The sequence below is a fragment of the Lysinibacter sp. HNR genome, from assembly GCF_029760935.1.
Classification (GTDB): Bacteria; Actinomycetota; Actinomycetes; order Actinomycetales; family Microbacteriaceae; genus HNR.
Genome location: NZ_CP121684.1, coordinates 180,543 through 206,012 on the forward strand (window position 1 = coordinate 180,543; position 25,470 = coordinate 206,012).

General features: G+C 56.1%; 23 protein-coding genes, 1 pseudogene and 1 CRISPR repeat array. Of the genes and pseudogenes, 10 read left to right on the forward strand and 14 right to left on the reverse strand.

All coding sequences use genetic code 11. The annotated features are described in order from the left end of the window. Nucleotides 1–107: 107 nt before the first annotated feature. The 3 genes from FrondiHNR_RS00705 to FrondiHNR_RS00715 form a co-directional block, all read right to left on the reverse strand. Nucleotides 108–902 (reverse strand): ribonuclease H, encoded by a 795-nt coding sequence (locus tag FrondiHNR_RS00705; RefSeq protein WP_279353342.1) that lies wholly within the window; start codon nt 900–902, stop codon nt 108–110. Between the two features lie 408 nt (nt 903–1,310). After that, nucleotides 1,311–1,499: a hypothetical protein gene (locus FrondiHNR_RS00710; protein WP_279353343.1), complete on the reverse strand. Its 189-nt coding sequence runs from the start codon at nt 1,497–1,499 to the stop codon at nt 1,311–1,313. A 31-nt stretch (nt 1,500–1,530) separates the two neighbouring features. Next, nucleotides 1,531–1,704, reverse strand: coding sequence for a hypothetical protein (locus FrondiHNR_RS00715; RefSeq protein ID WP_279353344.1), 174 nt, complete (start codon nt 1,702–1,704; stop codon nt 1,531–1,533). Nucleotides 1,705–2,571: 867 nt separating this feature from the next. Here FrondiHNR_RS00715 and FrondiHNR_RS00720 point away from each other — a divergent pair. The 3 genes from FrondiHNR_RS00720 (at nt 2,572) to FrondiHNR_RS00730 (ending at nt 8,896) form a co-directional block, all read left to right on the forward strand. Beyond that, nucleotides 2,572–4,713 (forward strand): AAA family ATPase, encoded by a 2,142-nt coding sequence (locus FrondiHNR_RS00720; RefSeq protein ID WP_279353345.1) that lies wholly within the window; start codon nt 2,572–2,574, stop codon nt 4,711–4,713. A 177-nt stretch (nt 4,714–4,890) separates the two neighbouring features. Further along, nucleotides 4,891–5,458: direct repeats of the CRISPR family, unit length 27 nt; unit sequence AAGCTCCCCGCGTAGCGGGGATGATCC. A gap of 175 nt (nt 5,459–5,633) precedes the next feature. After that, a complete protein-coding gene (locus FrondiHNR_RS00725; protein ID WP_279353346.1) occupies nt 5,634–7,976 on the forward strand; it encodes a glycerophosphodiester phosphodiesterase family protein in 2,343 nt (780 codons plus the stop codon). Between the two features lie 239 nt (nt 7,977–8,215). Next, on the forward strand, nt 8,216–8,896 hold the full coding sequence (locus FrondiHNR_RS00730; RefSeq protein WP_279353347.1) for a FadR/GntR family transcriptional regulator: 681 nt from the start codon (nt 8,216–8,218) through the stop codon (nt 8,894–8,896). 77 nt (nt 8,897–8,973) lie between these two features. On the opposite strand, the gene FrondiHNR_RS00735 is transcribed toward FrondiHNR_RS00730, so the two are convergent. Together FrondiHNR_RS00735 and FrondiHNR_RS00740 are read right to left on the reverse strand one after the other, a co-directional pair. Next, nucleotides 8,974–9,726, reverse strand: a complete 753-nt coding sequence (locus tag FrondiHNR_RS00735) for an SDR family oxidoreductase (RefSeq protein WP_279353348.1) — start codon at nt 9,724–9,726, stop codon at nt 8,974–8,976. A gap of 152 nt (nt 9,727–9,878) precedes the next feature. Next, nucleotides 9,879–10,718 (reverse strand): annotated as a pseudogene (locus FrondiHNR_RS00740) (fumarylacetoacetate hydrolase family protein); the annotation flags it as partial. Between the two features lie 140 nt (nt 10,719–10,858). On the opposite strand from FrondiHNR_RS00740, the gene FrondiHNR_RS00745 reads away from it, so the two are divergent. The 4 genes from FrondiHNR_RS00745 (at nt 10,859) to FrondiHNR_RS00760 (ending at nt 14,728) form a co-directional block, all read left to right on the forward strand. After that, nucleotides 10,859–12,247 (forward strand): L-fuconate dehydratase, encoded by a 1,389-nt coding sequence (locus FrondiHNR_RS00745; protein ID WP_279353349.1) that lies wholly within the window; start codon nt 10,859–10,861, stop codon nt 12,245–12,247. After that, nucleotides 12,240–13,208 (forward strand): aldo/keto reductase, encoded by a 969-nt coding sequence (locus FrondiHNR_RS00750; protein ID WP_279353350.1) that lies wholly within the window; start codon nt 12,240–12,242, stop codon nt 13,206–13,208. The genes FrondiHNR_RS00745 and FrondiHNR_RS00750 overlap by 8 nt, the downstream gene beginning before the upstream one ends. Next, the gene (locus tag FrondiHNR_RS00755; RefSeq protein WP_279353351.1) at nt 13,205–14,053 is read left to right on the forward strand and encodes an amidohydrolase family protein; all 849 of its coding nucleotides are present in this window, start codon (nt 13,205–13,207) and stop codon (nt 14,051–14,053) included. Before FrondiHNR_RS00750 ends, FrondiHNR_RS00755 begins: the two co-directional genes overlap by 4 nt. A gap of 192 nt (nt 14,054–14,245) precedes the next feature. Next, nucleotides 14,246–14,728 carry an RbsD/FucU family protein gene (locus tag FrondiHNR_RS00760; protein ID WP_279353352.1) on the forward strand — a complete coding sequence of 161 codons (483 nt, stop codon included), beginning with the start codon at nt 14,246–14,248 and terminating at the stop codon, nt 14,726–14,728. 191 nt (nt 14,729–14,919) lie between these two features. Here FrondiHNR_RS00760 and FrondiHNR_RS00765 read toward each other — a convergent pair whose 3' ends face one another. The 3 genes from FrondiHNR_RS00765 to FrondiHNR_RS00775 all read right to left on the reverse strand — a co-directional run bounded on the left by FrondiHNR_RS00765 (nt 14,920) and on the right by FrondiHNR_RS00775 (nt 17,853). Beyond that, the gene (locus FrondiHNR_RS00765; RefSeq protein ID WP_279353353.1) at nt 14,920–16,500 is read right to left on the reverse strand and encodes an anthranilate synthase component I family protein; all 1,581 of its coding nucleotides are present in this window, start codon (nt 16,498–16,500) and stop codon (nt 14,920–14,922) included. Between the two features lie 7 nt (nt 16,501–16,507). Then, nucleotides 16,508–17,101, reverse strand: coding sequence for an aminodeoxychorismate/anthranilate synthase component II (locus tag FrondiHNR_RS00770; RefSeq protein ID WP_279353354.1), 594 nt, complete (start codon nt 17,099–17,101; stop codon nt 16,508–16,510). 167 nt (nt 17,102–17,268) lie between these two features. Further along, nucleotides 17,269–17,853 (reverse strand): TetR/AcrR family transcriptional regulator, encoded by a 585-nt coding sequence (locus tag FrondiHNR_RS00775; RefSeq protein WP_279353355.1) that lies wholly within the window; start codon nt 17,851–17,853, stop codon nt 17,269–17,271. A 98-nt stretch (nt 17,854–17,951) separates the two neighbouring features. Between FrondiHNR_RS00775 and FrondiHNR_RS00780 the strand changes: the two genes are divergently transcribed. Both FrondiHNR_RS00780 and FrondiHNR_RS00785 read left to right on the forward strand, forming a co-directional pair. Then, on the forward strand, nt 17,952–18,191 hold the full coding sequence (locus tag FrondiHNR_RS00780) for a hypothetical protein (protein WP_279353356.1): 240 nt from the start codon (nt 17,952–17,954) through the stop codon (nt 18,189–18,191). Continuing rightward, nucleotides 18,188–18,601 (forward strand): RidA family protein, encoded by a 414-nt coding sequence (locus FrondiHNR_RS00785; protein ID WP_279353357.1) that lies wholly within the window; start codon nt 18,188–18,190, stop codon nt 18,599–18,601. Before FrondiHNR_RS00780 ends, FrondiHNR_RS00785 begins: the two co-directional genes overlap by 4 nt. A gap of 31 nt (nt 18,602–18,632) precedes the next feature. Here FrondiHNR_RS00785 and FrondiHNR_RS00790 read toward each other — a convergent pair whose 3' ends face one another. The 3 genes from FrondiHNR_RS00790 to FrondiHNR_RS00800 form a co-directional block, all read right to left on the reverse strand. After that, entirely contained in the window at nt 18,633–19,442 is an 810-nt protein-coding gene (locus FrondiHNR_RS00790) for an RES family NAD+ phosphorylase (protein WP_279353358.1), read from the reverse strand. Between the two features lie 220 nt (nt 19,443–19,662). After that, the gene (locus FrondiHNR_RS00795) at nt 19,663–20,607 is read right to left on the reverse strand and encodes a sce7725 family protein (RefSeq protein ID WP_279353359.1); all 945 of its coding nucleotides are present in this window, start codon (nt 20,605–20,607) and stop codon (nt 19,663–19,665) included. Nucleotides 20,608–20,615: 8 nt separating this feature from the next. Continuing rightward, nucleotides 20,616–21,503 (reverse strand): sce7726 family protein, encoded by an 888-nt coding sequence (locus FrondiHNR_RS00800; protein ID WP_279353360.1) that lies wholly within the window; start codon nt 21,501–21,503, stop codon nt 20,616–20,618. 110 nt (nt 21,504–21,613) lie between these two features. Between FrondiHNR_RS00800 and FrondiHNR_RS00805 the strand changes: the two genes are divergently transcribed. Beyond that, on the forward strand, nt 21,614–22,585 hold the full coding sequence (locus FrondiHNR_RS00805; protein ID WP_279353361.1) for a hypothetical protein: 972 nt from the start codon (nt 21,614–21,616) through the stop codon (nt 22,583–22,585). On the opposite strand, the gene FrondiHNR_RS00810 is transcribed toward FrondiHNR_RS00805, so the two are convergent. The 3 genes from FrondiHNR_RS00810 to FrondiHNR_RS00820 all read right to left on the reverse strand — a co-directional run bounded on the left by FrondiHNR_RS00810 (nt 22,512) and on the right by FrondiHNR_RS00820 (nt 25,205). Continuing rightward, nucleotides 22,512–23,132 (reverse strand): hypothetical protein, encoded by a 621-nt coding sequence (locus FrondiHNR_RS00810; protein WP_279353362.1) that lies wholly within the window; start codon nt 23,130–23,132, stop codon nt 22,512–22,514. The two genes, FrondiHNR_RS00805 and FrondiHNR_RS00810, sit on opposite strands and share 74 nt — an antisense overlap. Then, nucleotides 23,119–23,529 (reverse strand): hypothetical protein, encoded by a 411-nt coding sequence (locus tag FrondiHNR_RS00815; RefSeq protein WP_279353363.1) that lies wholly within the window; start codon nt 23,527–23,529, stop codon nt 23,119–23,121. Before FrondiHNR_RS00815 ends, FrondiHNR_RS00810 begins: the two co-directional genes overlap by 14 nt. A gap of 605 nt (nt 23,530–24,134) precedes the next feature. After that, entirely contained in the window at nt 24,135–25,205 is a 1,071-nt protein-coding gene (locus FrondiHNR_RS00820; RefSeq protein WP_279353364.1) for a LacI family DNA-binding transcriptional regulator, read from the reverse strand. Nucleotides 25,206–25,470 lie beyond the last annotated feature (265 nt).

The following is a 25,470-nucleotide window of genomic DNA, read 5'->3' on the forward strand; positions in this document are numbered from 1 at the left end:
TCCAAGATCAAGACGCGATATCGGGTATTTGTCCACCGGACTTGTCGACTCTGTCGCTTCGCGGACGACCTATTCACTTGGATTACGTATTGTCCTTGCGACGTTTCCTAAACTCCGTTGCGTATGAGGGAACGGAGAGCATCGGAGAGACTCAGCCCGCGAGCCGAGGCCAGTTCGGAAAGGCGTAACATCTCGACATCGTTCAACTCGATAGTGAGGTGATACACCTCCTGTGGCCTGTCATCTTCGAAGGAGAATAGAGAGGGCTGCTCACTGTGGGATGCGGGGCCGAATAATGCCCTGTCGGCGGCTGTGTCGTGCGTTGCGTCATGTGTGGGGTCGTCGAATACCGTGTTGTGTTCCGTGCCACCTGGAGGCTCGGGTGCCGTGTTGTACGCCGAACCCTGCGTGAACTCTGTTACCGGGACGCATGAACCGTTGCGGTTCCAGCCCGGACCGCTCGGGACGGCTTGGCCGCGCTGATACGCCTCCGCGACCGCGCGGGCGCGGGTATCTGCCGCCTCATTGAGAGGGTGATTGGCGTGGCCCTTGACCCACTCAAAACGGTAGTTGCGGCCCTGGAGTTCCGCGTCGAGTTCCTGAAGGATGCCAACGTTGAGCACCGGTTTGCCATCGGCCTTGCGCCATCCTTTACGTTTCCAGCCCGGCATCCACTGGGTGAGGCAGTTAATAACGTATTGACTGTCGCAGAGGATGAGAAGCTCGTCATCCACGTGTTTTGTTGCGCGCAAAAGCTCCAGTACCGCCGTGAGTTCTGCCTGATTGTTGGTGGCGTGTTTCCATCCACCAGCGCCCCAACGCTCGTCGTTAACGTACCAGGCCCAGCCCGCGGGCCCCGGGTTTCCAAGCGCAGATCCGTCTGCCGCAACACGAATTGTCATGCACATAGTTTATGGGGACGTAGTTGTGAGGCAGATTTCTGCAGTGAGTCAGTCAGCTTGCTGCACCTCATGAAAGGTGTATTGAGACAGCTTGGTGCATGCTCTTATCACAGGTATATGCTGCTTGAGTTTGTTGATGGACTATTAGGACTCCGAACCGTTTCTCATCCTTAGTCTCAACGGTTTCCTTACTAATACGTATCGATCATAGTCCTCGTTTTTGGAGCCACATTCACTGTCAGCAGGTTCACATGAGGGGTTGTGGTGGCTGTGTCGAATGTTTTTCCGGTACCGATCGAGGTGTTTCGCGCTGGAGGTCAGGTGAGTGCTAACTCTGTGAGAAGTTCCATTGTGTGAAGGGGGCCTTCGCGACGGATGTTGATCGGCGCGAAGGCCCCCTTCAGGAACTTAGCCGCCAATAAGGTTTCCTATCTGGACGCCGGCTACGAAGACTGCGGCGACTGCTGCCACAGCGGTAAAAACTGCCGGAGTGGCGGTAACCGGGGTTCCGGCGTTTGAGGCGCGTAGCTTAGTCGAGCGGATTGGTGTGGCCGCGAGGCTACCCGAGGTAGATGCGGAAAGGTAAATAGTTTGCATTATGTGTCCTTGATTGTGATGATACGGATTTTTAGGAAACGGTCGCGCCAATCGCTATCCCAATGCCCAGTGCGGCGATGACAGCGGTAACGCTAGCAATAACTGTGGGGGTTGCCGTGACTGGTGTGGTGTGGTTGATCTCTAGAGTGCCGGTACGCAGGGGTGGGTGAGTGTGTGTGTTCATAGCGCGGGATATGGACGTCATGTCCTTGTCCTTTCGTGATTAATGTGACATGGGTTGGGAGGGGGTCGTGAATACATAAGGGGGCGTAGACCTCGGTTGCGGATGGAGAATCTAGACATGTTGTGTCTTGTGGCGGTACGCAGCGTGCAGAATCATTGCTGTTTTACAGCGGGTGTTGTTTGTGAGGAGTATTGAAATATTGTTGGGAGGGCCAGGGCCGTTTTTAAAACTGTGAGTTCGCGCGGGGTGATAGATCCGCTGGTGTATGTGTCGTTGGGCGGTTGTTTGTTGTATTTTTCAACATAATTGCATCCTTACAGTTATGAGGCTTTGTGCTTCGTTGAGGCATCAAAGCGTTGCGGATTATTTTACATGAAGAATATTGAACATGTAAACAGTAAATGGGCTTTAAATTTGATGTCTATTATATAAACCTCAATTTTGTAAATAGTGTTTTTAGAAATAGATCATTGATGTTTGTGAGTATTTCTCCGAGTGTCCGGGTGTTGATGAAGCGGGTCGGTCCGGGATGGGGCTCATTGCTTGTTTTGGTGGCGATAAGGAGTTTTGCCCGATGCGGCGCACGTCAGTGGACAGAACACCAGCTTCAATGGGCGGGGACGGAGGATAGGGTTCCACGGGGTGATGCTGGGGCAACCATGCCCGCTCGACCGCGGTTGTTTCTGTCTCCTCATTTTTGTTTGAGTGCAGACTAGCCTGCCGCGGCACGAATTGCTTACAGACAGGCGAGAGGTGGCCTGGAAATCTAACCTTCGGGCCCTGGTGTAAGCATTCCAATTTTGCTAAACTTGAGTCTACTTGGCTCAAGTTTAAATGCGAGCCTTCCCAAGGATTTCAGAAGAAGAGAGGACAACCGTGCAGCCAGGAATGCAGCCACCACAGGAAGAGCAGAAGAGTGCCCTTGAGCAGTTTGGTATAAATCTCACGGAGGTTGCGCGTAGCGGCAAGCTTGACCCGGTGGTTGGGCGAGACGCCGAGATTCGTCGTGTAAGCCAGGTGCTCACTCGGCGCACCAAAAACAATCCCGTGCTAATCGGTGCTCCCGGCGTGGGTAAAACGGCTGTGGTTGAGGGGCTTGCTCAGCGAATCATTGCTGGAGACGTGGCGGAGTCACTGAAAGATAAAGAATTGATCTCGCTCGATATCTCCGCCCTCATTGCGGGGGCTAAGTATCGCGGTGACTTTGAAGAGCGCATGAAGGCCGTGCTACAGGAGATCAAAGAGTCTGATGGTAGGGTCATCACCTTTATTGATGAGCTTCACGTGCTCATGGGAGCGGGTGGCGGCGAAAGCTCGGTTGCGGCCTCCAACATGCTTAAGCCGCTGCTCGCGCGCGGTGAGCTACGCATGATTGGTGCAACAACGCTCGACGAGTATCGCGAGTTCATCGAAAAAGACGCGGCCCTGGAGCGCCGTTTTCAGCAGGTTTATGTGGGTGAACCATCGGTTGAAGACACCGTTGCTATTCTGCGCGGTCTCAAAGAACGCTATGAGGCCCACCACAAGGTGTCCATCGCCGACAGCGCCCTGGTTGCTGCCGCGGCCCTTTCGAATCGATATATTCCGTCGCGTCAGCTTCCTGATAAGGCCATCGACCTGATCGATGAGGCGGCCAGTCGGTTGCGTATGGAGATTGATTCCGCCCCCATGGAGATCGATGAGCTTCGGCGCTCCGTAGATCGTCTCAAGCTTGAAGAACTCGCGCTAAAAAAAGAAAAAGACGATGCCTCAAAGGAGCGTCTGGTTAAGCTTCGCGAAGACCTCAAGGTGCGTGAGGACGATCTGAGGGTGCTTGAGGAACGGTGGGAAAAAGAACGCAGCAGCCTCAACGCGGTTGGTGAACTCAAGGAGAAACTGGATGCCGCCCGCATCAGCGCGGACCGCGCCCAACGTGAGGGCAACCTAGAAAAAGCGTCGCGACTGCTTTATGGCGAGATTCCGGTGATTCAGCGTCAACTACAAGAAGCCGAAAACGCTGAACAGAGTGATGAGCCTCGCATGGTGAGTGACCAGGTTACCGACGAGGACATCGCCGCCGTGATTGCCGTGTGGACGGGCATCCCCGTGGGGCGTCTCCTCCAGGGCGAAACCGAAAAGCTATTGCGGCTCGAAACCGAATTGGGCAAGCGCCTGATCGGACAGAAGGCAGCTGTTGAGGCCGTGTCGGATGCCGTGCGTCGCACCCGTGCCGGCATTTCAGATCCGGACCGACCCACGGGTTCCTTCCTCTTCCTCGGACCAACCGGTGTGGGTAAGACCGAGCTGGCCAAAGCCCTGGCGGAGTTTCTTTTTGACGACGAAAAAGCCATGATTCGCATCGACATGTCGGAGTACGGCGAAAAGCACACCGTGTCCCGGCTGGTAGGTGCCCCTCCCGGATACGTCGGTTACGAATCCGGCGGTCAACTCACCGAGGCTGTGCGCCGCCGCCCCTATTCGGTGGTTCTGCTCGACGAGATCGAGAAAGCTCACCCCGAGGTGTTCGACGTGCTGTTGCAGGTGCTTGACGACGGTCGCCTCACGGATGGCCAGGGCCGCACGGTGGATTTCCGCAACGTTATCCTCATTCTCACCTCCAACTTGGGAAGCCAGTACCTGGTCGACCCCAACCTGGGAGACGAGGACAAAGAGCGTGCGGTGCGCGAGATGGTGCGCCAGGCCTTTAAGCCTGAATTTGTGAACCGTCTTGATGACATCGTGATTTTCCAGTCGCTCACCCGCGGTGATCTTGCACAGATCGTTGAGCTCTACATCGATCGCCTGCAGGAGCGGCTCGCTGAGCGTCGCCTCAATCTCGCGGTAACCCCGGATGCCCGGGCCTGGCTCGCCGAGCGAGGCTACGACCCGATCTATGGCGCCCGCCCGCTGCGCAGGCTCATGCAAACCGAGATTGATGACCGCCTAGCGCGGTCCATCCTTTCGGGTGAGGTGCACGATGGTGATGTGGTTCGTGTGGACGTTGATCGTGACGAAGACGTTCTTACGGTGAACTCTGCAACGTCGTTGTAGGTTCTCTAGTGAGTAGCGAAGCCTGATTATCGTGCTCTATCTTCTACCGTCCGGAACAGGAAAGTAGGTTTTATGAAACGACTACAACGTGCATTTCACGCTTCTTTACCCCACCGGTGCCGTAGCGAAGTGATGCTAAACAGCCTTGTGATGGAGTAAAATACCTGATGATGAAGTAAGCTCCCCGCGTAGCGGGGATGATCCCTCCTGGCCTCCATGCCAGAATTCAAGGACTCGAAGCTCCCCGCGTAGCGGGGATGATCCGTCAGGAAGCCAATACCCCGATGGCGTGTGATTAAGCTCCCCGCGTAGCGGGGATGATCCCGTCCCCGGGGTGCAGACTGGGAGCGTAACGCCAAGCTCCCCGCGTAGCGGGGATGATCCCACAGCCTTTTCAGAAACCTTCATGATCACTCCAAGCTCCCCGCGTAGCGGGGATGATCCCGGGATTAGGTCAAATCATTTTTCTCTTGGGCGAAGCTCCCCGCGTAGCGGGGATGATCCCAACCAGCCCTGGAATTCCATCTATCCGAGCTACAAGCTCCCCGCGTAGCGGGGATGATCCGGTCATGATTGATATTGCCAGCAGCGTCGATAAAAGCTCCCCGCGTAGCGGGGATGATCCTCGTCACGAATAGGGACGGCAGTGTCTCGGATGAAGCTCCCCGCGTAGCGGGGATGATCCCAACGTGGCGGGGCCAGCGGAGGACAAGGGCTGAAGCTCCCCGCGTAGCGGGGGAGCTTAGTGGTTTCTTGCTAGCGTTTGGTGGATGCTTGAGTGTTGTATGTTTCTTACGAAAATTTATTAGAAAAGCTTATGTAATACAAAACAAAAACATTCTTCACTAAATTTAAGTACAAGTATATAATCTGAATGTATTCACAATGGGTAGCGCTTCTAATCAGGGAAATTATTTACAATGAAACGATCGTTCATCACGCTGTTTTCTTTATTGGTACTTATTCTGCAAGTTATTGTTCCTAGTGCGGCTTTAGCAAATACCACTGTGGGTAGTCTCGGGGGCGCGTTAAGAGATAATTCTCACTGTACTGATACCGCTGCTGAGGCTTTGATTAAGTTGCAGCGGCTCGAGGGTAAGCAAGAGTTTATGACGGTTCGTCATCGGGGAGATTTTGATGCTGTGACGCCGGAGAATAGTCTTCAGGCGTTTAGGAATTCATATTCGTATTGTCGTCCTGGTGTGGAGACAGATGTGCGACGCACTGCCGATGGTCAGTTGGTGATGTTTCACGATACGAATATTGGAAAAATGATGGAGCCTACCTATAATCCGGAGGCGGGCACGGGTCCGAATGCGGCGTTGAATAGTTTGACTCTTGGTCAGCTTAAACAGAAGAACCTGGTTACTATTGACCGTCAGCCTACGAACTATAAGATTCTTACTCTTCAGGAATTTCTTCAGGATGCTGTTGATCAGGAGGCTGAGTCTCTTCTTTTTATAGAGATCAAGTCAGATGATGATGTTGCTCAGGCTGTGCGGGAGGTGCTCGCGTTTCATCAGGCTGCTCCACGAGCAAAGATATTTGATCGGGTGGTGTTTAAGTTTAGGCTTAGTGCTTATCCCACCTTTGAGCTGTGGCAAGACTCTCTGAAAGACTTGCCGGAGTTGCCTCGTATCCCGCTGACTCAGGTGGCGGTGAGTCGTGTTATTGCGGATAATGTTGATCGTCGCACTGATATTCCTGTTCCCTCGGGGATGACGCCGAGTTATTATGGTACGAAGACTTGGGCAGAGTCTGATGCGACAGCTGATGGTGTTCTCAGTGTAGAAGTCACCATGAAAGACTCCACCGGATTTTACGAGACTACTGCGCGAAGCGGTTATGGTGATCGTGCGCCGTTCGCAAAAATTGAACAGTATTATGCCCCGCAAGACCTATCTGAAAGAAACACGCGGGAGGGAACGATGGCGCAGTTGACTGCTCTTGTTCGTGCGTCGAATAAGCCGTTGGGGCAGTTTGTTCCTATTCCTGATTGGGTTATGTGGCGGAAGAACTTTACCGAGTGGGATAAGCCGCTTCCCAGTGTGGCTGGTAATGCTACTGCTATTACTCCTAAGGATGCGTATTTTCAGAATGATTCACGGTGTTGTTACGCGCTCCAGTTCCGTATTGCGGATCAGGGTAATGATCCGGAACAGAATGATCTTCGTATACTTTTGCCGTGGATGGAAGATATTGGAGCAACTGTTTTGACTTCGGATGACACCGATAGTATCGATTATTACTTCGAGGGTCGAGACAAGCTGTATAACATAGGTCAGGTTTGGGATGGGGGGCCTCTAGAGCCGGCGCCGGCTGCAATGAACTCCCTGATCAGTTCTAATACTAATCAGCGCTTTACCTCGCCCCTGATGATGGTCTCTATAAGTTCTATCCAGGTGAATGATATTGATGGGGAGAGCCCGGGCGATATTTACGGAAACGTATCTATCCGAGACGAAAGTTCTTATGGAACTGTGCTGTTTGATCAATCCCAGGGAAACAACATACCCATTTACCCCCACGACTATATACCCCTCACAGGGCCTCCAGGAACAGAAAATTCAAATGCCTTTAACGGGCAAGCTTTACTTCACGGTGGAAGCATTTCCGTTGAACTCTGGGATCATGATACTTTTTCTCCCGATGACCTTATCGCTTATGCCCAGATCGAAATACCAGAGAACACCGAAGAGGTGAGTGTAACCTATAAAACGGGTAGTGGTGAACAACATGAGATCCCCGGAAAGGGAACATATACCACCTATGGCTCAGTCACAATTAATTACTCGGTGCAACGCTATTGGACTAACTTCGTAGTGGAGAAGCTGACTGTGAACAATATTGATGGTGAAAGCCCCGGTGATCTCTTTGGGACGGTGCGGTTGTTCCAGGACGGTCGGAATCGCTTAGATTGGCTCGATGCGATCTTCTTCGATCGGCTAAGCCTGAGGCATATCCCTGTGTACCCTGGTGATGATGTTCCGCTAGTGCTTGGGCAAGCCCCTGGGTTTGATAGTGTGCACCTTGAAATATCCCTTCAAGATTACGATGTTATTTCGCCCAATGATTGCGTGGCAATAGGGTCTTTGTTATTGGATAAGACTCAGCCAATTGATCAGATAACGGGGCATGAGCTTGGCTGCTCTTGGGTAGACCGTCAGAATACCACCACCTACACAACGTGGAACGCCTCCATGAATCGTAAGGAGAGACTGCCTTCTCAATTTATCCCCGTGACGGATGGTGACGGTAGCTAGCTCCGAGCAACACTTTATCCAAGGGGAATCTCTCAATAGCGGCAGCACCATATGTTAACATCGTGCCCTTGGGAGATTCCCCGTTTTTAGAATGAATCATTATGTATGAGTATTTAAGCTCCCGATTTCGAGGGACGGCTTACATGGATGAGTGAATAACAAAAGCGCTACGTGTCTGGGAACAGATCGTTTGGAAGCGCTCTGTGTAGTAGCACAAGCGGTGACGCTATGCTGTGTCTATGGCGGTGACCGATGAGGCTATTCTCAAGATTAAAGAGATGATTATCTCCGGCGAGCTTCGCCCCGGTGAGAAACTTCCCCCAGAAAAAGAACTCAGCGAACGGTTGGGTCTCTCACGAAGCTCCATGCGCGAGGCGGTCAAGGCGCTTGAGGTCATTCGCATCCTGGACGTGCGCCGCGGAGATGGCACCTACGTTACGAGCCTCGAGCCTCGCCTGCTGCTGGAGGCGATGACCTTTGTGGCTGATCTGCAACGCGACCACTCTGTGTTTGAACTCTTTCAGGTGCGCCGCATCCTTGAACCGGCCGCCGCCGCGCTCGCAGCAACCAGTACGACAGCGGAGGATATCGCGGAGCTTCGCGCACAGATCACATCCGTCGAAGGCTCTACGGATGTGGAGGAACTGGTCTCGCACGACCTCGCGTTTCACAACGCGATTGCGGAGCTGGCAGGTAACTCCTACCTCTCAACGCTGATCGAGTCGATCTCGGGGCACACTGTGCGGGCGCGAATCTGGCGTGGGCTCACCCAGGCGCACTCGACCCCACAAACCCTGTTGGAGCATCGCGCAATTGTGGATGCCCTAGAGCGGGGCGACGCCCAACTCGCCCAGGCGCTCACCACGGCGCACATTGCGGGTGTGGAACAGTGGCTGCGCGAAGCGGCGGTTGCAGAGTAGTGGAGGCGGCTGCTTCAAAGTAACGCGAGGTGGTGCTTTCAAAGCGAGGTAGAGCAAACCGTCCTGGTAGGAGCTGTCTACTCCGGACGAAGCCTGAGTCCGTGCATTCCCCCGTCGACGGCTATGGAGGTTCCGGTGGTTGATCCTGACCGTGGGCTGGCCAGGTAGACAACTGCGTCGGCAACCTCGGTGGCGGTAACGAGCCGCCCGTGCGGCTGGCGGGCGTTGAGTGCGCGTCGTTCGGCCTCCGGGTCGAGGGCGCTATCGAGGAGACGGCCAACCCAGGGTGTGTCTGCCGTGCCCGGGTTTACGCAGTTCACGCGAATTCCCTCGCGAAGGTGATCCGCTGCCATTGCCCGGGTAAGGGAGAGCACGGCTCCCTTCGAGGCGCTGTAGAGGGCCCGTTCGGGAAGGCCTGCAGTGGCCGCAATCGATGAGGTATTGACGACGCTGGCGGAGGGAGAGGTGCGCAACCAGGGAAGCGCTGCGCGCGTGACTCGTGCGATGCCCGTGACGTTCACGCTGAGGACACGAGCCCATTCGTCGTCGGTGTTATCCGCCACTGTGCCCTGTGCGCCTATCCCGGCGTTGTTCACCACGATATCGACCCGACCAAAACGTTCGGTGATGGCGGTAATAGCGGCGCGCACGGAGGCGTCATCCGCAATGTCGGTGCGCACGGCAAAATGTGCGGGGTTCGCTTCCTCGGGCTTGAGGTCGCAGACCGCAACCGTGGCACCCGCCCGATGCAGGCGCTCGGCGATGGCGGCTCCGATTCCCGAGGCTCCGCCGGTGACGATTGCAACGAGCCCGTCGCACTCTGGATTCATGATTTGGTGTCCTGTCTCTGAGAGGTGGATTCCGTAGGGGAGGTGCCGCCTGAGCGCTGGGGTGCTGCTGTGGGGGGTTTGTTCGAGCGTGTGGACGCCATAGTGGGGACTTCGCCCGAGTGTGAGAATGTTGTTGTCCGCGGGGTATACGCAATGAACTCCTGCCGTTGCCGCCCCAATCCTTCAATCTCGATCTCGCACACGTCTCCGGGTAAAAGATAGGGGAACCTGCCGGAGAGTGCTACCCCCTCCGGTGTGCCCGTGAGCACCAGGTCTCCGGGTTCAAGAACTAGGTACTGGCTCAGGTGCCAGATGATGTAGTTAACGTCAAAGATCATGTCGCTGGTGGAGGAGTCCTGTCGGGGTTTGCCGTTGACCCAGCTGCGCAGCCTCAGATTGTTGTAGTTAACCTCGTCTGGTGTGACCAGCCACGGGCCGGTGGGGTTAAAACCGGCGGCGGCCTTCCCTTTCGACCACTGCCCGCCGGAAACGGCGAGTTGAAAGTCGCGCTCGGAGAGGTCGTTGGCCGTGACAAAACCGGCGATGTGGTGGATGCTTTCGGCGGGGGAATTGAGGTACGAGGTGTGTCTTCCGATCACCACACCCAGCTCAACCTCCCAATCGGTTTTTGTGCTGTCCTTGGGGATGGTGACGGTGTCGTTTGGCCCCACGACGGTGTTGGGGGTTTTGAGGAAAATAATGGGAACTTCGGGCGGTGCCGAACCCGATTCGGCGGCGTGTGCCGCATAGTTCATGCCGATGCACACAACGGCGCTGGGTCTAGCGATGGGCGCACCGACGCGCTGTGAGTGTGCGTTGGGTAGCTCGGGAAGCTCTGCGGACAGGAGGGCTGTTTGTGCGCGTTCGGGCCCGCCCGAGGCAAAAAATGAACCGTCAATATCCGGGGTGATTGCTCGGAGGTCGTAGTGGGTGTCATCCTGGATAACAACGGGTATCTCGTGACCCACGGCTCCTACACGCGCGAACTTCATACTGTTTCCTTCTCATGATACATCTGAACTCTAATGGGTATTTTAGTCATAAATTGGGGAGTAAAAGCGATTAATGCGTTTCTTGACAGATTAGACATCCGATGTTTATGCTCGGGGGATACCCACACAAGGAGAATTTTGTGAGCACCGTTGTTGCACTGGAGACCAGTGACGTTCGTTTTCCCACCTCGCTACTGCTCGACGGATCGGATGCGATGAACCCCGATCCCGACTACTCCGCGGCCTACCTGCGCATCCTCACGGATTCCGATGACGGCCTGGTGGGGCACGGTTTTGTGTTCACGATCGGACGTGGCAACGACGTTCAGGTTGCGGCGATCGAAGCTCTCACCGATCACCTTCTGGGTAAAAATGTGGAGGACCTCCTCGACAATATGGGCGAAACGTGGCGCTCCCTGGTAGGCGACTCGCAGTTACGCTGGCTCGGACCCGAAAAGGGCGTGATGCACATGGCCATCGGGGCCGTCATCAACGCCCTCTGGGATCTGAAAGCCAAGCGCGCCGGGCTGCCCCTCTGGCAGCTACTCGGGCGAATGACCCCCGAAGAGCTGGTGGAGTTGGTGGACTTTCGCTACCTCACCGACGCTATGACGCGAGAGGATGCCCTGGCAATCCTCAAGCGGGCACAATCGGGTCGGGCCGAGCGTGAGGTGAGCCTTCTGCAAACGGGTTACCCCGCCTACACCACAACCCCCGGGTGGCTCGGGTACAGCGACGAAAAGCTGGTCCGCCTGGCTACCGAGGCCGTGAACGATGGTTTTCGGATGATTAAGCTCAAGGTGGGCGGCGACCTCGAAGACGATATCAGGCGGATGCGCATAGCGAGGGAGACGGTGGGGCCGGATATTCGCATTGGGACGGATGCCAATCAGCGCTGGGGTGTTGCCGAGGCGATCGAGTGGATGAGTCACCTCACCGAGTTTGATGTGGCCTGGATTGAGGAACCCACGAGCCCCGACGACATCCTGGGGCACGCCGCAATCGCCCGCGGTGTGGCGCCGATTCCGGTTGCGACGGGTGAACACATGCAGAATCGCATCATGTTTAAGCAGTTCTTGCAGGCGGATGCGCTTCAGGTTTTGCAGATTGACGCCACCCGGGTTGCGGGTGTGAATGAAAATATTGCTATCCTGCTGCTGGCGGCACACTTTGGTGTTCCGGTGTGTCCGCACGCGGGAGGTGTGGGCCTGTGCGAGGCGGTGCAGCACCTCTCGATGTTTGACTTTGTGGCGGTTTCAGGGAGTATGGAGGGTCGTGTGATCGAGTACGTTGATCACCTGCACGAACACTTCGTGACCCCAACCGATGTTCGTCAGGGCGCGTATTGGCCTCCGTTGGTTCCCGGGGCCGGCACCGAGATGCTGGAGCAGAGCCGGATCCAGTATGGTCGTGAGGCACGGCAAGTCCGAGAATCCGGTTCGGGCTCTCGCGAATCTGACTCGGTATCTCAGGGGTCCCGAGAACCCGGTTCAGTGTTTCGCGAGCCTGCTCGGGTGCCCCGTGGCTAGCCTCACTCTCCCCGTCCTGGGTTACGGAGCGGCTAACCTGGGCAACATGTATCGGGAACTGAGCGACGAGCGTGCCCGAGAGGTGCTGGACGCGGCCTGGGATTCGGGGATCCGCTATTTTGATACGGCACCCCACTATGGCCTGGGGCTCTCGGAGCGCAGGCTCGGCGACTTTTTGCGAACTAAGCCGCGCGGTGAGTACACGGTGTCAACCAAGGTGGGGCGTCTGCTGCGCCCCAATCCTGCGGGGGCGGGCGGGTACGATCTGGAGAATAATTTTGTGGTTCCCAGCGATCTGAAGCGTGTGTGGGATTTCTCGGCTGACGGGATCCGGCGTTCTGTCGCGGAGTCGAAGAAGCGCATGTGCATCGATCACTTTGATATTCTTTACCTGCACGACCCCGAGAGAGCCAACGTTGCAGAACCTCTTGACCAGCGCCTGAAAACAGCTCTTACCGGTCTTGCAGCGCTCAAAGAAGAGGGTGTGGTTAAAGCTATTGGCGTGGGGTCAATGGTGTCGGACGCCCTGGTGAGTTCCGCCCGGAGCGGGCTTGTTGATCTCCTCATGATTGCCGGACGCTACACCCTGGCGGAACAGCCTGCCCTGGCCGAGGTGGTTCCCGCCTGCCGCGAGAACGGTGTGGGAATCGTGAACGCCTCGGTGTTTAATTCGGGCCTTCTTGCGAGTGACAGTCCCGACAGCACCGCACGCTACGAGTACGGCTCGGTGCCCGGGGAACTTCTGACTAAGGTTCAGAGAATCGCGGCTGTGTGTCATCGGCACGGGGTTGCTCTGCCCACGGCGGCGCTGCACTACCCGCTGCGCGATACGAGCGTTCGCAGTATTGTGGTGGGGTCGAGTAGGCCCGAGCAGGTGAGCGAAAATGTTACCCGTCTGCGAGCAGCGGTTCCGGGTGAGCTTTGGGACGAGTTGGTCGCGGAGGGGTTGATACCCGCATGAGTGTGATGACCGGCAGGATCGATTCGCACCTGCACCTGTGGGATCTTGACGTGAGTGAGTACGCATGGCTCACGCCGTCTATGGGTCGTCTGTACTCCACGTTTACCCCGTCAGAGGCGGGTGAAACTCTCCGTGTCCACGAGATGGAGGGGGCCGTGCTGGTACAGGCCGAAGACAGCGTGGTTGATACCCAATTTATGCTGGATGTTGCCGCCGCCAACCCCTGGGTTGTGGGGGTTGTGGGGTGGGTTGCCCTGGATAACCCCGCCGTGGTTCATTCCCAATTGGATCGGTGGCGGGAGTATCCCGTTTTTTGCGGGGTACGCCATCTGATCAATGATGATCCCCGTGGAGACCTGTTGGATCGAACCGAGGTGCGTGAGTCGCTCCGTGAGCTTACCCGGCACTCACTTCCTTTTGATGTGCACGATGCGTGGCCGCGCCACCTTGACCAAGCCACGCGCCTGGCCACGGAATTGCCTGAACTTCTGTTGGTGCTGGATCACCTGGGCAAGCCGCCGCGTCACCGTGAGGGTGATAATTTTGCTCGCTGGTCGGATGCCATCGGCGAGTTTGCGCGACGCCCCAACACGGTTACTAAGCTTTCGGGACTCGCCCGGGAGGGGTATCCTCTCGCTCGTGAAGAGCTCATGAGAACCTTTGACCGCGTTTTAGATCTGTTTGGGCCCGGGCGAATCATGTATGGTGGGGATTGGCCGGTGGCACCGGATGAATATGGTGTAACCCTCGGAGTCGCGGAGGAATTAATTTCGCAACTCTCGCCGAGTGAGCAGCGACAAATAATGCGGGAAACCGCTGTTGAGGTTTATCGGTTGGGTCGGTGAGAGGGCAGGAAACCTGATTTCTCACGGAAGCTGGCCGGGCTCAGGCAGCTCTACGCTCATTTGCATGGTGTTGTTAATGCTCAAAACTCTATACGTCTGATGTTTTGTTGACAAAAGGGTTTTCTTTGCGGATCAAAAGACATAAAATTAGGGCTGAGATTACATCGCTCAGAGAAGGAGTTTGTTGTGTTAATGGGAATACATCCGATCTTAAGCGGTGAGATTCTTTTGCATCTTGATCGCATGGGCCACTCCGACTCGGTGGTCATTGCCGATGCTCACTTTCCCGCACATCGCCTAGGAAAACGGGTCATTGAGCTTCCCACGCTGACAACTCCCGAGGTTGTTGCGGCAATTCGCACCGTGCTCCCGCTGGACGATGCCCCGGCCATCGACCTCATGCGCAGCCCAGACGAGAGAGTCCTCGAGGTGCAGTGGGAACTGATCGACGCGGCCAGAACCGATGTGGATACGGTGCGTTTTGTCGACCGCTTTGAATATTACGATGTTGCCGAGCGAGCCTATCTCATTATCCGCACGGGAGAGACCCGCACCTACGCCAATGCTCTCTTGCGTAAGGGTTTGGTCAACGACTTCACCACCTACGGTACCTCCCCCGACGATGCTGTGTTCTCCGCCTCGGGATTTGAGACGGAGTTTGAAGAGAATGGGTGAGCTCCTCCTCGGGCGGCTTGCCTCTGGTCGCGATATTGTGCGTTGGGAACGGCGTGGTTTCCCTGATGACAGTGCCGTTTCCGGAATAACGGTATAGCTTGTGGGTGACAAGATGGTTTTCTGAAGGGTGCTGCGGTTTCCTTGATGACGTCATTCTCCCGATGAAAACGTGGTTTTGAGGAGGGCCTTTTCTAGCGTGCAGCAAACGGGTGGGACACATCAAACGCCTCAAGGAGCGGGGCGGTTTTGAGGATCGTCTCGGATAGTTCGTCTGCCGCCTCGCTGAGAACCGTGATGGCTCCGCCCGTCCCCACGGTGACTCGTCCGCCGTCGATTGTTGCCGTGCGAATCACAATCGACAGGTCAACCTGACCCGATAGAGAAAAATACCCGATCGCACCGGAATAGACCCCCCGAGGTTCCTTTTCGAGCTGATCCAGCAGCTGTACCGTACGGATTTTGGGGGCGCCAGTCATGGAGCCCCCGGGGAAGAGGGTGGTGAGGATTGTCGAGGGAGGCTGGGGGGCGAGCTGTCCCCTGATGGTGGAGACGAGTTGATGAACGGTTTCGTAGGTCTCCACCCCCATCAGGGTTGTAACCTCAATGGATCCGACCTCGCAGATGCGGCCCAGGTCGTTCCGCAGCAGGTCTACAATCATGAGATTTTCGGCCCGATTTTTGGGGTCGGTGCGCAGTCTCTCCGATACGGCATCGTCATCAACTTCTGAACGGGCAGCGGTTCCCTTGATGGGCTTGCTCTCGATCACTCCGGTGGGGGTTATTGAGACGAAGCGCTCGGGGCTACACGAGAGAACTGACCGTTCTCCAAAGCGTAGGAAGGCTCCATAGGGGGCGGGGTTTGTGTTTCTTAGACGCTGATAGGTGTGCCACGAATCTTCGGTGCTGTGGGGAAAAGAGAGCTGGTAGGTGTAGCAGGCTTCGTAGCTTTCTCCCCGCCTCAGCCAGGACTGCACCTCCTCAACAGCGGCAAGATACTCCTCTTGCGAGACGGATGAGTGTGCCACGAGTGGTGTCTTGGTGCTGCCGGGGGAGAAGCTGGTGTTGTCAGCGGGGTTGTGGGTGTTGCTGTTGTTTGTGGCGCTGCCGGGGTGCTGGGTGCCACCCTTTTCTGCGAGAGTTTCGACCCGGTGTGCGGCCTCCCGAATCCAGCGGTGAGCAGTTGCCTGTGATGCGTGGTCGTCTCCCGACAGGGCGGCGAGATACACTCGGCCTCCCGCCGCATGGTCGACAATTGCAAAGCGCGAGACAAAAACTAACTGAGCGTCCTTCCCCGTGGGGTCGGTTCGTGTTGTGTCGCCGACTCCCTTGCACCCGTATCCCAGGTACCCCACATAACCACCGACGAAGGGGAAGGGTAGGTTCGTTGCTGTGTCATCCGGTTGAGGTAGGGCCGTGTCGAGATAGTCCTCAATGGTGTTGTTGAAATATGAGATTTTCCCATCGTGTTCCACTCCAACCCGCTGGAGGTCTGCGTTGTAGGTGACAAGCGGGTCAACACGGGGGTCGCGAGGCGCAATTATGGAGTAGTTTCCCATTTGGTATGCTCGCCGGGCCGAGTCCAGCCAGACCGCATCGCGGTTGTCGTTCACCAGGGCCCTAAAAAGTTCGGGGGTACTGATCTCTTGGTCTAGCTCGCGGTAGTTGAGAGTCCGGGATGAGGATATCTTTATGCTCTCTATGACGACCTCCGGGTCTCGTGTGGATGCTTGTGCGCCCCATGCCTCGGCTTCCTCGTTTTGTATTGTGGTCACCGAGTCCTCACTGCAGCATAAGAAAGTTTGTCAACATGCGTTGGCCGTCTGAGGTCAGAATCGATTCGGGATGAAACTGTACTCCGTATCGTCTTTTCGCAGCATCGCTAATTCCCATGATCTCGTCCCCGTCGACGGTGTGGGCATCGGGTGAGAGGCCTGAGCGTCCCAGGTCTGACACAGTGATCGAGTGGTATCGCACAACGGATGTGTGTGGCGGCAGGTTCTGGAACAGGCCGGTGCCATTGTGTCGTATCGTGCTCACGCGGCCGTGTGCGGGTTGTTCCAGATGTTGTAGCGTGGCGCCATAGTGCACCGCGAGCATCTGGTGCCCCAGGCAAACGCCGAGGAGCGGTACGCGAGCTTTTTCAAGGAGCGCGTATCCCGCCCCCACATCGGTGGGTGTCCTGGGGTCTCCCGGTCCGGGACCCAGAATGATGTGGGTGTACCGTTCTAGGTTATTAAGCGCCCCTGTCAGTGAGTTGTTGAGCAGAACCTCGGGTAGGACCTGTGTGAGCTGTGCCACCCCCTGAAAGATATTCCACGTGTAGGAGTCGAAGTTGTCAACGATCAGAACGCGCGCGGAAATCTTGTTGCTCATAGTCACCTCCATCCTTTCTACAGTACTTAATGGTTGGTGGGAAAGGAATCAAGGCGAGGGGGAAAGGTTCTGTGGAACATCCTATTTGTGATGAATGATGGATGTGTCGCTGGAGCGGTCTCGGGCTTCTTGAAAGGTTTACGAATGGGGGCATTCGTGCCTCGTTGTTAGGTTGGGGAGGTGCGGTTCTGGTATCCGTTGATAAGCGCCCGAACCACGGACTCGATGGCCTCGTGCTGAGGGGGAGCAGGGTTGCCAAAGATCTGTGCGCCGAGGTTGTGTAGCACAGACCAGGAGTTGGCGAGGGTGAGTATGGTGAGCAAGAGGTTGGCCGATTCGGTGCGGGTGAGGTGTGGAAAGACCGTCATGAACTGATCCATCTTTTGAGATGCCTGTTGCTCACAGCGGATCAGAGCGGCGGAGGGGTCGAGTTCGAGTCCCTCCCAGTGGAGGAGCCGGGAGAACACGGGGTTATTGCTGTGGTAGGTGTAGAGCGCGCGGGCGTAGTGAACGATGTCTTCTGGTTCGGAGCCATCGAGGGGAACCTCGTCAATAATGCTGGAGAGCTGATGATCGAGAACGGCGGAGAAGAGTCCTTCTTTATTGGAGAAATATTGGTAGATCCGTTCTTTGTTCACACCCGCGTTTTTTGCGATGCGGTCAACCCGCCCCCCAGCAAGCCCGTGTGCGCTGAACTCTGCGGTCGCGGCTTCGAGAAGTCGAGCTTGGGTACGTTCGGGATTGCGCTCCATAAACTACAGTCTAGTCCACTCCCAACTATCTAGTTGGATTTTGCGCCGCGAATAAGTTACGGTTATAGCAACCGTTCAGTTGGAAAAGGAGTCCCCCTATGAACCGCCCCGCGCCCTCCCTCTGGCAACGCATGTTTGCCACCTGGCTTGTGATCTTTCCCCTGGTGGCTTTTGGTCAGTGGTTCCTGTCGGTTATTGCCCCCGAGTGGCCCCCCGTGCTACTCGCAGCCGTTCTGACCGCCACCGTTGTACCCCTCTCCGTTGCCTTTGGAGTGCCCCTGGTTCTTCGGGCGTTTGCCAGAGTAAAGAGTACAGCAGGGCAGGGGGTCCGCTCGTGAGTGGCGCCGCTTCTTCCCGGGAAATCGGTTTTAATCTTAGTCCTTTCATTCCGGGCCTTTCCGAAACCGTTGTTGTCCCTCCGGGTGCGAGTCTCATCCACACCTCGGGGCACACTGCGGGCCTTGCCGCTGAGGTGCAAACATTTGAGACTCAGCTTGACATTACCTTTGCCACCCTCGACCGCGCGCTACGCAACGCGGGAGCCTCGATGAAGGATGTGATCCGCCTTACCTACTACGTCACCGACCTGAGCTCGCGCAGCATCGACACCCTGCGCACGGTGCGCGACCGCTGGGTAGACACGGCTCGCCCTCCAGCCAGCGCCCTCCTCGGTATCGAGCAGCTCTACCATCCCGATATTTATGTTGAAATTGATGCGATTGCCGCGGTGGTTCCTCGCGAAGAATAATGCGATGGTGAGGTTTGGGGCACGAGATGCTTCACTGGCTGATCTGTACGCTAACTCGCTCGACAGAGACTCGATTGACTTTTGTTGCGTTAGCGGAGTCGGGGTTGAATAGGGCGAGGTTGATCCCGTTGTCGTTACTGACGGAGCTGCGGTAGAGCACTCCGTCAAACCCGCAGGTTTTCATGAACTCACAAAGATATTGGGTCGGGATATATTCGTACGGAGCGCCGCTGGGTTGCACGGGGCGCGTAAGCTCTTCGCCTAATCGCTCAAGAAAAGACAGGTCGGCTCTCAGTCGGATCACATCACTCTCGTCGCCGATCAGTGGTGAAGTCAAACCTCGTGGATCTCTAAGATCTGCAAACTTCAAGCCTGAGCCGGACAGTGTGAACTCAGCGACGCACGCGTGTTCTCCAGTGTGTGGTCGCAGTTCTGCAACAGCCGTTGCTGGTGTGGAGCCCAAGTAGAGATAAGGGATGCCAGCAGGGTTTGCGCGCCCGTGTCTGGCAAGATGCCGAGGAGGTGCCCCCATTTCGGCAAGAGGGTATACAACGTCGCTGTTCATGAGACGGGCTCGGTACCAGCGTTGGTTTTCAATTAAGTATTGCTGAGCTATCAGATAGTTGAGTAGGTTTTTAATGCGATCCATGTCCATTGGGTCGGCGAGGAACCATCGGTTCACATGCATCATTTCATCGCGGAGTTCTTCCCAGCGCTTTAGGTTTCCACCACCCGGGTAGGCAATTGGAAGGAAGCGTCTGCGAACGATTTCGCCGTCGTTGAGGACATCAGCGAGAAGGTCTTTTGCTCCTGCATGATCCAGGTTTGATCCGGAGAACATTTTCCACTCATCCATCAGAAGCTGCGTAATTGAAGCACCATCATGGACTTCTTCGTAGGTTGCCAGGAGTGTCCAGAACCATTCACCGAGACGATGAGGTTCAACGCACGCAGTATCGGGTGTATGACAATAATTGCACGTCTGGATTATTGGATCAGATTGTTTAATGTACTGTTCGGCGACTTGTCGATCACCAAAACATTTCGCACAGCATCGTTGACTAGACATAGGTATGGTAGCTTGCAAGCGTCTCAAGGTGATGCTTGATAGATAGCTTTTTCACATAGCCGAGGCCGGGAAAATGGCCTTTTTCGTGAAGGTCACGAAACTCTTGAATCGCGGAGGTGTTCAGAATGTTGGCGTCATCACGGTCAAGCTCAGCAAGTAGCTTGGAGAGTGCCTGAGAGAATTTTCCTGCGGGATCTACCGGCGTGTCGTTTGTGTCGGATTTGAAATGATAGACAAACATTGCGTCGTCTTGTTGGGGATCGATAAAGGTGAGGTGAATCGCGACTGCGTAAGCTGGTCCCCCGCCTTCGGTATAGTAATCGCCAATAGTAAGGAAATCGCCGTAACCATCCCCACCTAACTCACTGTACGTTACATGCAGATCCGAGAAACGGTCAATAAGGTCGTACTCAGCGTTCTTTTTTCGTTCAAAGCCGTCTTCTATGAGAATTCGTTGGACACCCTTCTGAGTGTTCTTAAAGTGTCGTCTATAGAGAATGTTCCGAGTGTCCAAAAACACATGCGTATATTTTTCGTTCGGTAGCGCAGTGGAGAGCCCTTTACCATCGGTGAAGCCTGCATGGATAATGGTCACGGTTCGATCTTTGTAGCGTGACACTAGGGCGATTGCGTCTTCGGTAGTTAAGCTGTTTGTGAGGAGCAGTGCAGGCGAGATCGCATCGTTATCGCTGTAGCTTTCCTCCAGGTAGGCAGTAAGGTTTTCAGTATCCTCTTTATGGTCTCCGTGACGGGGGTTGACGATCACAGCCGCTGTCGCGCCTTTTGTAACAAGTTCTTGTAACGCCCGGTGTAAACCTGTAAAGGTCTCCCGGACTGGCTCAATAATTGGAACAAAGCCAGCGTTAGCGATAGTGCTAGCTGATTCTCGGATTGCTAAAAGCTCAAATTGCTTACCACGAAAGAACGGATAGTACACAGAGTTTCCTAACTCCACGCTAGCGCAGAGGAGAGCGGTTGCCACGTTACGGCGCTCAAATTTTGCTGGGCGGGGGGTGGTAGATTTGCGGAGAGGATTGCTGAACTCAGAGGTTTTGGAAGACGCTTCACAAAGGATTCAAGGTGGGCGTACGATCGAGTTGTTTTTAGCGTTTCGATTGCTTTCGCGTGAACATCAACAGGTTTAAGGTCTGCGAAAATTTCTCGGAGCAGTCTCCACCGTTGAGTGTTGGGTACCTCGGGAAATGCGATGCCGAGCTTGGTAAGCACGGTTGTCGCTTCTTCAAATCGAAGAGTGTTAACAATTGCCAACGGTGAGGTTCGTTCGGGCAAGTTGATTGGTTCCCTCACGGTTTGAAGCCGGAATCGTGCGGAAAGCGCTAGTACTCCAACATCCTCGGGTGCTATGCGCAGCACGGTATCCGTTTGTGAGGGGCTCGTTACCACATTCACGCTTGCGAATACGGAGCGGTAGTCCGCAAGTTGGTTTGCTAGCCTGCGAGTAGTATCGCGCTCAGATTTTATCTCGTAGGCGGTAGCCGTCCCGTTGAGTACGACAAGATCGGCTTTTGATTTGCCGGTGCGCACCTCATTCAACGGTGTTGCGGTTCGGAGGTTGTGTCTACCGAGGACGATCTTTTGTGTGATTGCGGTTCGGTAGACGTAGTCATCACGGTTGCCGACCTTGCACAGTAGCGAGAATGCCAACTCAAAAGCGTCTGCCAGGGTTGCTTCGTGGTCAAGCCTTTCTGGAATCTTAGCTTCAACAAGAAGTCTGGCCAAGAGAGGAGAACGTCCTGCCTTGCCAATCTCCCGCAATATGACAGGGGAAAAAACACGAGAGAGAGCCGCTATTTCTTGCGTCGTGGAGGACATAGAAGACGACCTCCTCTTATGTCGTGTGTGGTTCCTCTCATGATAGCTGGGTGGGCTGGTGTACTCAACGCAAACAGGTCATCTGTGGAAAGAAGCCTGCTGTGTAGATCGTGGCGGTGGTGAGTGTTGTCCTCCCCGTGATTCAGCCCTTCACGCCGTGGGGTTGGGTGGGGTTCACCTACCCCGGGTCGGCCCTGCCGGGTTATGTCTCCGTGGGAATTGCGCCTCTGGGGATTACGCTTTTGACGGTTTCGCTTATGTGGATGCTTCCTTCGCTCATGAACGCACTCAGCCTTATCCGGCTGACCACACAGGCTGCTCGCTGGGAATCGGCGGTCATTCACATAAGCGGGATGGAGTTCTCTGCCGCGGCCGCCACCTACGGGGGCAGGCCGCACGCGGGTCGACAGCTACGTGCGATCCGGCCGATGCGCCAAAAATGGGCAACCTTCATTATTCGTGGTGCCTGTGGGGCGATTCGAGCCCCGGGCCGACTTGCTGTCTCCGTCCTGGCTATCGTGCTGGCCGGGGTGTTGGTGACGCTTGCGTTTCTGCCAGCCTCGCCGAGCCTGTTGCTCGGAGCAGTTGCGGGGCTGGTCCTTTTTGCGGCTCTGGGGCCGCTCACCGAGGGGGTTCGTCACGCCGTCAGTGCCGCATCTGGTTCTCCTCTCTATGGGGTGAGCGATCAGTGTCTTCTGTCTTACCATTCGCTTTTTCCGTTGGCCGTCATTGTGCTTGTGGTGGCTGTTGTGGCCATCGTCTGCTCGATTGTGAGCGGAGTAGCGACCGGTATAGCGCTCGCTGGCTCGGTGGCCCTTGGGTTTCTGAGCCTGGTCGCCCGCATTAATAGCGCGATTAAGGGTGTCCTCCCGATTATTTTGCTCACCCCGATTCCCACGCCCGCGGGTGATGTGGGCATTATTGTGCGAATGATTTGGGCCCTGGACGGTGTGCTGTTTGCCGCGCTGGCTGGGGTGGCTGCTGTGTTTGTTTATGATGTGCCGTTTTTTATCGTGGCGGTGGCCGTTTTCTTGATTGTGATAGCGATGAAGCGCTGGCGTCATCGGAGGGAGCGTCTGTGAGATAGGGGTCGAGGAGGGCGTTCAGCCAGCTCGGCCCGGCGGTGAAGGTGCCCGGCGGTAGTCGTTTGCGGAGCCCTCGATCCGCGGTGACCACAAGGCAGCACAACGGTACTGGATGACCTGGGGGCTCGTGTGCCGGCTCTCCGGGTGCTCCGTGTGTTGGTTTTTCTGCGGTTGTGGGTGTCGGGTCTTCGGTGATTGTGTGCATTACGTTTTCTGTCATCTCAACAATGCTGCTGTCACCGTCTTGAGGAGCTTTGATAATCTCCACCCCTTCACTGGGTTTTGCGGCCTTTGCGGCTCCCTCAATCACCGCAATGATACGAACCAGCGTGACAAAACCGACGGGGGCAAAGAACACGGTGCTCCCGGCCAGTGATGAGAGCTGGGCGAGGATGGTGGTTGCGGCACCGGCCCGATCGCGCCACCATCCATTTGGCCGGGAACCCATGAGGTTGGCCACGTCCACGACGAGCACCGCCGAGTGAGTATCCGGTGTGCTCGTGGGAGGGTTTTCGCTTGGGGGATGCGTCTTACGCAGTTGCATCCTGCAGTAGCTTGACGATCTGTTTCTGATCGTCAGCAGTGAGTTTGGTGACCGCGTAGGAGGTTGGCCAGAAGTTTCCTTCGTCGAGGTTTGCGGCTTCCTGAAAGCCGATGGTGGCGTACCGAACCTTAAACTTGGAGGCGCTCTGGAAGAACACCACCACTTTTCCCGCCTCATTCATATATGCGGGCATTCCGTACCAGGTCTTGGGTTTGAGGGAGGTGTGCTCGCCCACCAGGCGGTGTAGGGTTTCGGCCAGCTCTTTGTCTGTGCCTTCCATCTCGCTGATTGCGGCCAGGCAGGCCGCTTCCAGGTCGGCACCCAGCTTGGCGGCCTTTGCTTCGGCTGCGGCTGCCCGCATTGCGGCTTTTTCTTCCTTGCTGAACGCAGTGCTCATGAGCTACTCCATCTCGTGGTTTTCCCTGTCATCGATCATAATCGTTTTGAGTCGTTCGGGTAAGTCGGCCGCCAATCACCTCGGCCGCCAATCACCTCGGCCGCCAATCACCTCGGCCGCTGACTCCGGACCGGGTCTGGTGACGTCACACTCGGTGCTGCCGACAAGATCACAGACCGGCGTTTGACCGTTCCGGGTTATTAAACCGGAGTGCCCTTGGCTAAACGGTACCCACACCCTCCCCCGCGAAGAGGGTCAACATTTCTCCACGAGCACGGTTGTGATGTTGTCGGCGGAAATATTTCTGAAGCGTATCTTGGGCGGGGTCGATTGTATACAAATCCCCTGTTTGTCTACGAAGGCGCTATACACAAAAAGCTAGTATTCGCAGGAACTATAGCTGCAAAAATAATAAGTATTATGGTCGGCTCTCGCCAATTTAGCTCTATTATCGAGAGTGTCGGATATTCCAATGCTTGCTACCTTTGTCAGAACCGTGCTCTGCCGTGCTGCCGCGCTGCCGTGCGCGAACGATCGTGATGACACTGTCGATAGCTAGCTGTTCCGGTGGCGATAAGAAGTGCCAGGGAAAACAGCACCGGTTCTTACCCACCAACCTCAACCCGCGGCAATAACCACTGCGCTCTTCGCACCACCAGGTCTGGCCGAATCAGGTGGTGGTTTGGTGCAACACTGTTCCCCGAGGTCAGTAGGTCGAGTGCCCGGGCGGCAACCTCTCCGAGGGGTTGCGCGACGCTTGTGAACCCTAGGGCGGCAGCCGTGGGGGTGTTGTCGTAGCCGCTGACGGGTATTGAGCCGGAGGATGCCAGGATAGCGCCGAGAGCCAGGGTGTCGCTGGCACACACCACCGCGTCCACGCCCCCGGGGAACGACATGAGTTCGAGCATCGCCGCCTCGCCCCGGCTGACCTCGTCGGTGGCGGAGGTTTCCAAGAGCGTGATCTCGGGGAGGGCAAGGCCGCTGTTTTCAGTCATGGCTTGGAGCCATCCGCGCCTGCGATCCTCACCCGTTCCCGAGGGGCCGGGCCAGCCAATGTAGCCTACGCGGGTGTGGCCCTGCTGGAGCCGGTGCACGGTGGAGTCGTAGAGGCCCGAGTAGCCGTCAACATCCACCCAGCGGTGCCCGGATGTGGCCATGTCGTCTGCTCCCCAGGGGCGGCCGAAGGTGACAAACGTGTGTTTGTTGTCGAGGAGCCAGGTAATGCGGGGATCATTGTGGAAGGTCGAGGTAAGCACAAATGCGTCAACGTCGGCACCGTCGCTGAGGCGTGCAAACTGGGCGATTTCTTCTTCGGGGTCGCTCGCGGTGAAGAGAAGCACGCGAAGATTTTTGTGTTCGGCCTGTTCGGTGAGGGCGTGTAGGAAACGATCGAGTACGGAGCCGGAGATGCCGTTGGTCTCGGGGTCTAAGCGGATTCCGATGGTGGAGCTCTTGCGGGTGCGCAGGCGACGGGCAGAAGCGTGGGGGCGGTAACCCAGGCTGGTAATGGCCTTTTGTACGCGCTCGCGGGTTTCTGGTCGCACGATATCGGGGGAGTTGATCACGTTTGACACGGTTTGCCTGGATACCCGGGCGGCGAGAGCGACGTCTTCGATGGTGGGAAGTTGGGGCACTCCGCAGCCTTTCGTAATTGATCGTTCAAATGTGATTGCCATGCTATACCATCGCGACTTTTTGGGTTGTGTCTGGGGTGGGCTGGAGAGGTGCCTCTCCGGTCTGGATAAGTTCGTGCTGTCCCGCCGGGGTAATCCCACGCTCCTCTTTTGACAAAGATGAAGAGTTCGAGGTACCTTTAGAGCGCGGGTTTGAACGTTCAAATATAACTCACAATGTTTGGCATTTGAACGTTCAAACTTACGGGCTGATGCGATCACGCACCGGCCTCACACGACGCGTGAACCGGAGTGCTTTAGGGCTTAA